This window comes from Parafilimonas sp. (assembly GCF_047606085.1).
In the GTDB taxonomy this organism is placed as follows: domain Bacteria; phylum Bacteroidota; class Bacteroidia; order Chitinophagales; family Chitinophagaceae; genus Parafilimonas.
On sequence record NZ_JASGEX010000040.1, the window covers coordinates 33,436 to 44,181 of the forward strand.

General features: G+C 40.1%; 4 protein-coding genes. All 4 read right to left on the reverse strand.

The genetic code is table 11. The features are described 5' to 3' along the window. Positions 1-62 precede the first annotated feature (62 nt). Positions 63-2,501: an ABC transporter permease gene (locus tag QM629_RS03630; RefSeq protein WP_415157289.1), complete on the reverse strand. Its 2,439-nt coding sequence runs from the start codon at positions 2,499-2,501 to the stop codon at positions 63-65. 296 nt (positions 2,502-2,797) lie between these two features. Further along, positions 2,798-5,206: an FtsX-like permease family protein gene (locus tag QM629_RS03635; protein WP_415157291.1), complete on the reverse strand. Its 2,409-nt coding sequence runs from the start codon at positions 5,204-5,206 to the stop codon at positions 2,798-2,800. A 322-nt stretch (positions 5,207-5,528) separates the two neighbouring features. Beyond that, entirely contained in the window at positions 5,529-7,922 is a 2,394-nt protein-coding gene (locus QM629_RS03640) for an ABC transporter permease (RefSeq protein ID WP_415157293.1), read from the reverse strand. A gap of 268 nt (positions 7,923-8,190) precedes the next feature. Next, the gene (locus QM629_RS03645; protein WP_415157295.1) at positions 8,191-10,575 is read right to left on the reverse strand and encodes an ABC transporter permease; all 2,385 of its coding nucleotides are present in this window, start codon (positions 10,573-10,575) and stop codon (positions 8,191-8,193) included. Positions 10,576-10,746: the final 171 nt, after the last annotated feature.

The window sequence follows — 10,746 nt, forward strand, 5'->3', positions numbered from 1 at the left end:
GTTTATATATTCAGCGGCTTATAAGCCTCCCGAAAAAATCGGGAGGTTTGGGATAGGCCGCCCTACTCCGTTCGCAAACTCTTCACTGGGTTGGCCAGCGCCGCTTTTATTGCCTGGAAGCTTACCGTTGTTACTGCAATCATCAATGCAACAAAACCTGCTACTGCAAACATCCACCAGCTAATGTTAATACGATAAGCAAAATCCCGCAGCCATTTGTGCATTAAATACCAGCTCAGCGGAACTGCGATGATGAATGCAATGGCGACAAGCTTTACAAAATCTTTTGAAAGCATTTGTACAATGCCGCTTACGCTTGCGCCTAAAACTTTTCTTATGCCGATTTCTTTTGTTCTTTGCGCTGCAATAAATGTGGCAAGACCGAATAAACCCAAACATGCAATGGCAATGGCAAGCACGGAAAATATCAATGCAATTTTACCCACACGCTGCTCTGCATCATACATTTCATTAAACGATTCATCTAAAAAACGATAGCTGAAAGGCATGGATGGTGCAAGTGTTTTCCATTTATTTTCTGTTGCGCTTACAATGTTGCGGATATTGGCTGCATTTACTTTAAACGCAACAAAGCCGCCGCCATATTTGCTAAGCTGTAAACATAATTGCCCAACATTTTGATGAAGCGATTCAAAATTGAAATTCTTTACCACGCCGATAATAGTGTATGCAACAGGATGGCCGTCGCTGCCTTCAAGATTGTAAATTTTTGAGTTAAGCAAGTCTTTTCTGTTCAGTAATTTTGCCGTTGTTTCATTAATAATGATTGCCGAAGAATCGCCCGGAAAATCTTTTAAAAAATTTCGCCCCTGGATAATTTGCATGCCCATCGTTGGCACATAATCTTCATCAACTGTCCAATCCTGCATTTGAATACCATTGTTTATATCTGTTATTGGCGTAGAAAACCAGGAGTTGTCATTACGGCTGGAGTTACTTACTGGCAAATAAGAACTTATTGTTGCAGATTGCACGCCGCTGAGTTTTAAAATTTCATCTTTAAAAACTTTTGTATTATCGCCCAGGCTGTAGGCATCATTAACAATAAGTACCTGGTCTTTATTAAAGCCAATATCTTTTGTTTGAATAAAATGAAGTTGTTTATAAATAATAATAGTACCGATGATTAAAAAGATGGATGTTGCAAACTGGAACACCACGAGCACGCTTCTTAAACCTCCGCTTTTGCTGCCTATTTTTAATTTGCCTTTCAGCACTTCAACAGGCTTAAATGCTGATAAGAAAAATGCGGGGTAGCTGCCTGCAATAAAACCTACAATTATTGGCAATAAAACGAGTGATAATAAAATGGCAGGCGAAAAAAGATTGCTGATGAAAATGGTTTTGTTGGCAACGCCATTAAACAGCGGCAATGCAAGCCACACAATAGCAACAGCAATTAACAACGATATGCAAACCATTAATATTGATTCGCTGAGGAATTGTAAAATAAGTTCTTTTTTGCCCGTGCCCAGTACTTTCCGAATGCCTACTTCTTTTGCACGGTTCGCTGAACGTGCCGTGGTAAGGTTCATAAAGTTGATGCAGGCAATCAATAAAATAAACAATGCTACTGCACTGAAAATATATACATACTGGATATTACCACCCGGCGCTAACTCATATTGATAATCTGAATACAGGTGAATTTTTGTAAGGGGAATGAGCGAATATTCTAATTTATTGCCGCTTTTCTTAAAATCATCTATGCTGTTTAATTTAATTGACTGCTGAAGATAAGGAAACACATAGCTGGTAACATAATCATCAAACTTTTTTTTAAAGGCTTTATAATCTGTTCCTTTGGCCAGCAATAAGTACGTATGAAAATTATGGCTTGCATATTGCCCCCACTGATAGCCGCTATTCTTTATGGAGAAAAGAAAATCATAATTAAAATGGCTGTTCTTTGGCATATCTTTTATCACCGCAGTTATTTTATATACATCGTCCTTATTGTTGTTGGATACTGAAATGGTTTTGCCAACAGCATTTGTTGTGTTGAAATATTTTTTTGCAGTTGATCCGGTAATAACAACTGTATTGGGATCATTCAATGCAGTATGTGTATTGCCTGTAATAGCAGGAAAAGTAAACACATCAAAAAAAGAGGAATCAACATGCGCAACGTTTTGTTCTTTAATATAGCTGTTACCTTTCTTAATCAGTTTAGCACCGTTGCCGTTATAAATGCGTGTATATTGCTCCACCTGCGGATAATCTTTTTTCAATACCTGCCCAATCATGTCAGATGTTACTGCTGCATGAAATTCTGCGCCGCCAAAACGTATGTCGGCATTGATACGGTAAATACGGTCGGCGTTTTTATTAAAGCGGTCGTAGCTTAATTCATCCAGCACATACAATGTAATCATTAAAAAACAGGCAAGCCCTATTGCCAGACCAACAATGTTGATAACAGAGTAAGTTTTGTTGCGCAAAATGTTGCGCCATGCAATTTTGAAATAATTTTTAAACATGGAAGCTGATTTATGATGTATGTTTTTAGCTGCAAGCTGTCAGCTGTGAGCCGTGAGCTTCTGACTTTGCGTTATTTATTTAATGTTGTTTCATTCGTGCATATTTGTTTTTTCAGATGTCTCATGCCTGTCCCGAACTTGCTTCGGGAGAACCTCGCTATGCACATTCCCCTGTGTGAGAAAAATTATCATGCTCGGTTTCATTAAAGAAGCAACAACCCGTGAACAAGTGAACTCGTGAACCTTTGAACTTTAACTGAACGACTGTTGACTGTTAACTGCTGACCGTTGACCGTTCATTCCGTTCTCAAACTCTTCACCGGATTTGCCCTTGCAGCAGTAATTGATTTAAAACTGATGCTTATGGCTGCTATAACAAATGCGGCCAAACCTGCTATAAGAAACATCCACCAGTATAAGCCTGTCCGGTTTGCGTAACCCTGCAGCCATTTATTCATAGCGATATAGGCTAATGGCGTGGCTATAATCAATGAAATAACAATCAGCCATAAAAAATCTTTACTTATCAGCATTACAATGCTTTTTACAGAAGCGCCCATTACCTTGCGTATGCCTATTTCCTTTGTGCGCTTACGCACCATCAACGAAATAAGGCTGAACAATCCCATGCACGATAATACGATGGCTATACCTGCAAATGTGTCGCTGAGTCTGGTGAGCCTTATCTCCGAATCGTACAAATGCGCCATCTGCTCATCAATAAACCTGAAATCAAATTTCTCCTGCGGAAAAAATTGTTTATATAATTTACCGATACTTTCTATAGTTGATTTTGTATTGGACGCATTTATACGTGCATAAGCATTGGGGAGGTGTGCCCCGTTTGCCTTGCAGCGTATGGCAATCATCGGCGTTGTATCTTTTAGCGACATGGCGCTGAAACTTTTAAACACGCCAATAATAGTTCCTTTGAGAAAAAAATCTTTATCAATAATTTTCCCGATCGGGTCTTTAATGCCTAATTGCTTAACCAATGATTCGGAAACAAGCAAAGGACGGCTTGGAGTGGCGCCTGTCCATCCGGCAATGCTGTCATAGTTTGCCATATCCGAAGGGAAGCCTGTTGAAAAATCCCTTCCGGCAATTACAGGTATCTGAAATGTTTTTGCAAAATCCATATCGCCATCTATAATAGCCCCATGTAAAAGCTTTGAGGAGTCAGATCCTTCTTTGGGATCCTTCATGCTAAAAGTCATGGAGAAGCTTTTTCCAATATCCAGGGATGAGAAAGATATATTATTGATATTGGGGTTTTGCAGCAACTCGTTTTTAAAAGCTACCGGCATTTCTTTCAGAAAAGGAATTTTAAAAGAAACCAGGTTATCTTTATTGAAACCAAGCGGTCTGTTGTTCAGGTAGGTTAACTGTGAATGCACTACGGTTGTAGCTACAATCAATATAATGGAAATGCTGAACTGGACTACAATTAATACTTTTCTTAAACTGAAATTCAGTTTTACATCCTGGTAATCTCCCTTTAACGTATTTACCGGCTGCAGGCCTGAAAGAAACAACGCCGGGTAAAAAGCAGATACCAGGCAGAATACAACACATACGCCTGCAATGGGCAGCAACGTATCGGTATTGAATAAAAATGAGGTGCCGGCATTAATATTACTTAACTGCGTAAATACCGCCCAGGTTGTTGCAGCAAGCGCCAGCGCTATAAAAAATGCTATAATGAAATATACAGCGGCCTCGCCCACAAACTGTGTTATTAGTTGTTTGCGCCGTGCACCTAATACTTTGCGTACGCCTACTTCCCTCGTACGTTCCATGCTGCGGGCAATGGAAAGGTTTATAAAATTGATGCAACCTATGGCCAATATCAGCAGGGCTACACAGATATAGATATACACATATTTCAAATCACCAAGATTATAGTAGGAAGGCTGCCCTTTAATATCTGACGAATACAGGTGAATCTTCGATACGGGCTGCAGTTCCATTTTGTAATCGTCCATTTTATACCTGTGGCAAAACTGTTTTATTTTGTTTTCCGCATCAGCAAGAGAGATGTTTTGGTTTAGCAGCAGAAAGGCATTGCCAACAAAAAACTGCCCGGATACATCAAGCACTGAAATGCTTTTGGATAAAGGGGAAAAACAAAAAGCTTCTGTCTGCAGAAAACTGTTTTGCGGCATATCCTGCACCACGCCTGTAATAATGAAAGTTTTATCTCTTGTAATAAAAGGTTTGCCCACTACATCCGTTGTATTAAAAAACCTGCTGGCAACAGATGCGGTAAGCACTATGTTATCATCGTTGTTCAACGAAGTATTCGGATTGCCGTGGATAAAGCGGAAATTGAAAATGGAAAAGAAGCTGCTATCTACATTACTTTGCATAAAATCAGCGTATTGATTTTTAATCAACGCCTGAGTAATGTAAGTAATGATACGGGTTTGCTTCGTCATTCCGGGAACTTCTCTAACCAGCGTGGGTGCGAAGGCAACCGGCACATCCTCCGAAGGCCCTTCGTCATTTTTAGTATAAGTGCTTATTATGCGGTAAATGCGGCCGGCATTGGAATAGCTTTTATCAAATGAAGTTTCGTAATGCACATAACCTGCTACAAGCATAATTGAGGCTAACCCAATGATTAAACCTGAAAGACTTATTAATGCATTTACCCTTTCTTTTTTAAAACTGCGTAAGGCAAGTAAGAAATAGTTTTTAAACATAGAAGTTGATTTATTTAGCTGTGAGCCATGAGCCTTGAGCTGTCAGCTATGAGCCATGAGCTTTTGGCTTTACGTTATTTAATTTACTGTTGTTTCATTCGTGCATATTTGTTTTTTCAGATGTCTCATGGAACCTCGCTATGCACATTCCCCTCCCGAAGCTGGTTCGGGACAGGTTGTGTGAGAAAAATTATCATGCTCGGTTTCATTAAAGAAGCAGTAACCCGTGAACCTGTGAACCCGTGAACTTTTGAACTTTAACTGAACGACTGTTGACTGTTAACTGTTAACTGCTGACCGTTGACTGCTGACCGTTGACCGCTCATTCCGTTCTCAAACTCTTTACCGGGTTCGCCATGGCTGCCTTTATCGCCTGGAAGCTGATCGTTAACAACGCTATCAGCAATACCCCGCCGCCTGCCGCAGCAATCATCCACCACTCAACAGATATGCGATAAGCAAAATCTTCAAGCCAGCTATGCATTGCCCACCAGGCAACCGGCACAGCCACAATAAACGCTATTAATATAAGCTTTATAAAATCTTTGCTTAGCATTTGTACAATGCTTTGCACGCTGGCGCCCAATACTTTTCTTATCCCGATCTCTTTGGTGCGCTGTTCTGCCATAAATGTTATAAGCCCAAACAAACCAAGGCAGGCAATACAGATTGTAAGTACGGTAAACGTTTCAAAAATTTTTGAGAGCCTGTCTTCGGCTGTGTACATGGCCTCGTAATTATCGTCCATAAATGTAAACTCAAAAGGCTTTTGCCGGTCGTATTTTTCATAAACAGATTTTATCTGCTGAATAAGCGCCGGCATATTAACATGCACTTTTGCTTTTACGAACAGGCAGCCGCCGGCCTGCGCCCAGCCGGATGCAGTATCGGAAGCAATAAACAGGCAAAGCGCGCCGATCTTTTCATGCAATGATTGATAGTTGAAATTTTTTAAAACGCCGGCTACTTCATACTCTCCGCTTCCCACAGATATTTTTTCATGCAATGGATTATTGTGTTCAAGATTAAGTTTTGATATTGTTTCTTCATTAATAACCACCTGGTTTTTGTTATAATCAAGCGGCGCATCAGGCTTTATCTTCCATTGCAAACCAAGCATAGGAATAAAATTTTCATCAACAGAAAAAACAGGAAGGGTAACATCCGTATTGGCGCCTTTTCCTTTTGTAAAGAAAATATCATAGCCCTTATACATGGGATAATGCGCTGCGGTTGTTTGCTGCACACCGGCAAGCGATGCTGTTTCCTGCCTGAATGCAGCAAAATGTTTTCCTATTGAAGGCTCAAATGGTATCATTACAATATTTTCCCTGTTAACACCCGTATCCGCATGCCTGAAAAAATACATTTGCCTGTCAATAACAATGGCGCAAATAATCAATGCAACGGAAATGAAAAATTGAAAAACAGTGAAAAATTTCCTGACCGTTAAGCCGCCGCTTTGCCTGCTGAATTTTCCATATAAAACCCTGGCCGGCTTAAATGCTGACAACAGGATAGAAGGGTAAGCAGCGGCCAATACAACAGTTACAACAAACAATGCAGCAAACGATAGCAACAGGTAAGGATTATAAAAGAATGCGGCATCAATGTTTATGTGCAGGAAATTAAAAAACAACGGCTGGAAATTGATACACAGCATAGCTGCCAGCAAAAACGAAATAACAGCATATACAGTTGATTCGCTGAAAAACTGCATGGCAATTGATTTTTTTGAAGCGCCCAATACCTTTCTCACGCCAATTTCTTTGGCACGGCTGGCAGAACGCGCAGTGGAGAGGCTTACATAATTGGTTAATGCAAGCAACAATATTAATAATGCAACAAAAGGAAAAACCCTGAGATATTTTATATTGGCGCTATCGCCATAATTGGCGTGCAAATGTGTACTGGTGAGCGGCGTTGCCATATAGCTTTCATTATTGCCGTCCTCTTTATTTGCATTGTTTGCAAGTTGCACCAGAGTGGCTTCAAGATGGGGTGCATCTGTTGCATTCCGCAATAAAAAATACGTGGAAAAAGAACCTAACTGCACCTGTTGCGATTCCAGCAGTTTTTTATAATCATCAATGCCTGCAAGGCTTTGAACCGATGCCACAAAATCGTAGCGGATACTTGAATTGGAAGGCGTGTTTGCGGCAACGCCTGTTATGGTAAAAATGTATTGATCATTGTAGGTGATGGTTTTGCCAACAGGGTCTTCTTTTCCAAAATATTTCTGTGCGGCCTCTCTTGAAATAACAACAGTAAAAGGTTTTTGCAAAACCTGCTTGTTATTTCCCTGCAATAATTTAAAAGAGAAGAAGTTGAAAAAGTTACTGTCGGCAAACAGGAAATCTTTTTCAGCAAATTTTTTACCGGCTGATGCACTGCTTTGGATTACGGGCGCCTTATATGAACTCATCAAACGCATAAAGCTTTCAACAGAAGCATCATGCTGCCTGGCCAGCGGGGCGGATGCAAAGCTCATTTTGGGCATAAATATGGACTCGTTGCCCATCTTTACCTTGCCCTGCATCCAGTATATGCGGCCGGCGTTTGCATGAAAAGTATCATAACCCGATTCATGTTCAACGTACAAGATTATCGTCATACAAACAGCCAGCCCTGTAGCAAGGCCAACAATATTTATGGCAGCATAAACCTTGTTGTTCTTTAAATTCCGCCATGCGGTTTTGAGATAGTTTTTAAACATAGAAGTTGATTTATTTAGCTGTGAGCCTTGAGCTGTCAGCTATGAGCTGTCAGCTTTTGGCTTTACGTTATTTATTTACTGTTGTTTCATTCGTGCATATTTGTTTTTTCAGTTGTCTCATGAAACCTCGCTATGCACATTCCCCTGTGTGAGAAAAATTATCATGCTCGGTTTCATTAAAAAAGCAATAACTCGTGAACCTGCGAACCCGTGAACTTTTGAACTTTACTGAACGACTGTTGACTGTTAACTGCTGACCGTTGACCGTTCATTCCGTTCTCAAACTTTTTACCGGGTTGGCCACCGCTGCCTTTATCGCCTGGAAGCTGACGGTTATCAAAGCAATCAGTACAGCAGCCATTCCTGCAACAGCAATCATCCACCAACTGATGGAAATGCGGTAAGCAAAATCCTGGAGCCATTTGTGCATCAGTATATATGCCAGCGGTGCAGCTATTATAAATGCAATAATCACCAGCAATAAAAATTCTTTTGCCAGCAGGTTTGCAATGTTTGCAATGCCTGCTCCCAATACTTTTCGTATGCCTATTTCTTTTGTTTTTACCTGTGCGGTAAATGTGATCAACCCAAACAGGCCGAGGCAGGAAATGATAATGGCGATTGCTGCAAATGCTTTTATTAATGTGCCCGCTTTTTCATCGCTTTGATACAGATTGTTATAATCCTCATCCAAAAACGAATAGGTAAAGGGATAATCAGGTGAATAGGTTTTCCATATTTTTTGTGCAGCGGCAATTGCTTTTGGCGCATCTTTCCCTGTGGTTTTTACATAAACCGTCCAACCTGATTTAGTGTAATAAAATACTGTTGGCTCAACGGCCTGTTTTAAAGAAGTATAATTAAAATCTTTCACCACGCCGACAATGGTGGCCTTGTTTTGCCATAAGGTAAACGTTTTGCCAACAGGATTTTTTATACCTGTTTGCCTTACGGCTGTTTCATTAAGAATAATATGAGCAGAATCGGCAGGCATGCCTGTAAAATTTTCACCTGCAACCATCTGCATTTTTAATAAAGGAATCAAATGTTCATCTATGCCATTCGGATGAATTAAAAAAGTGCTGCCTGCTTCTTTCCCACTCCAGTAGGCATCGCTGGTTGTTCTTTGATAACCAAGAAAACCATTATCAGATGCGGCAACACTTAAAATACCGGGCTGCTTTTGCAGTTCATTATGTATGGCATCAAAATGATTATATGCGTCATTATTCAATGTAAAAGAAAATACCTGCGTTCTGTCGAAGCCCAGGTCTTTTTCTTTTATGTATTGCAGTTGTCTGGTAATTACAATAGTGCCGATAATAAGCACAACAGAAAAAACAAACTGTATTACAACCAATATTTTTCTGAAGGATGTTTCGCCGATACCAACAGATAATTTTCCTTTTAAAACTTCCAGCGGCTTAAATGATATAAGCAATAATGCAGGGTAAATGCTGCCGGCTGCTAATGTGCCAAGAACAGAACAACCAATAACAAGCCAAACGTTTTTATCGCTGAAACTAAATACAAGCTGTTTACCCGAAATATTGTTGTACAGTGGCAGCATTAAATAAATAATAATGAATGCAAGCAGGGAAGCCAGTGCGAACAATACCGCAGATTCAATAATGAATTGCATGAACAACTGGTATTTTGAGGCACCGATTATTTTGCGCATGCCTACTTCTTTGGAGCGCAGCATGGAACGTGCGGTAGATAAGTTTACATAATTGATGCAGGCAATAACAAGAATAAGAATAGCAATGATTAAAAATATTCTTACTGTTTGCAAGGCGCTGGCGTTGTCATCTGCAGTTATTAAATGTATGGATGTGAGAGATTGCAGCGTAAAGAAATTTTTATTATTCTCGTCTTTTTTATCAGGAAATTTTGCGTTCTTTTTATCCGCAAATATTTTGGATAATTTTTTCGCTGCTACCTGCGGTGAAGCATTGTTTTGCAACTGCAGGTAAATGGTGTACAGGAAATCACCCATGTCTTCATCAATCGTTCTCTTGTTTGCATTTCCCCTGAAATTTTTTGCATACAGGCTCATCGGGAAAAGCATATCATAATGAATGGATGAATTTTGCGGAAAGTCTTCCAGTACCCCCGAAACGGTATAACTGACGGTATCGTTATACGTCAGAATTTTCCCGACAGCATCTGTGGCGCCAAAATATTTTTTGGCTGTAGATGCAGTTATTACAACCGAATTGTCATTGCTGAAAGGCTTTGCTGTACTGCCTTTCAGCATTTTAAAGCTGAATATGGAAAAGAAAGATGGATCAATATAGGCATTGCTTGCTTCGGGTATTTTGTTTGTACCATTTGAAAGCAAAAGACTTCCTCTTCCCAATATACGTGCGGCATTTTTTACTTCGGGAACAGATTCTTTGGCAAACACCGCCAACGGCGCCGGGGAACTTTCCCAAACCTGTGCACCCGTTCCGCTGCCGATATGAGAATTGATTTTATAAATATTCTCTGCATTGGCGTGAAAGCCGTCATAGCTTAGTTCATTTTGTACCCAAAGCAAAATCATTATACCAACGGCCAGGCCAATGGCAAGCCCGAAAATATTGATGGCAGTATAGAACCTGTTGTTCCATAAATTCCGCCAGGCGGTTTTTAGATAGTTGTTAATCATAGAAGTTGATTTATTTAGCTGTGAGCCATGAGCCTTGAGCTGTCAGCTATGAGCCATGAGCTTTTTACTTTACGTTATTTAATTTGCTGTTGTTTCATTAAAGAAGCAATAACTCGTGAACCTGTGAACCCGTGAACTTTTGAACTTTAACTGAACGACTGTTAACTGCTG

Excerpts from the sequence above, each read along its gene's own strand:
- QM629_RS03630 (WP_415157289.1), bottom strand. The coding sequence starts at position 2,501 with ATGTTTAAAAATTATTTCAAAATTGCATGGCGCAACATTTTGCGCAAC.
- QM629_RS03635 (WP_415157291.1), bottom strand. The coding sequence starts at position 5,206 with ATGTTTAAAAACTATTTCTTACTTGCCTTACGCAGTTTTAAAAAAGAA.
- QM629_RS03640 (WP_415157293.1), bottom strand. The coding sequence starts at position 7,922 with ATGTTTAAAAACTATCTCAAAACCGCATGGCGGAATTTAAAGAACAAC.
- QM629_RS03645 (WP_415157295.1), bottom strand. The coding sequence starts at position 10,575 with ATGATTAACAACTATCTAAAAACCGCCTGGCGGAATTTATGGAACAAC.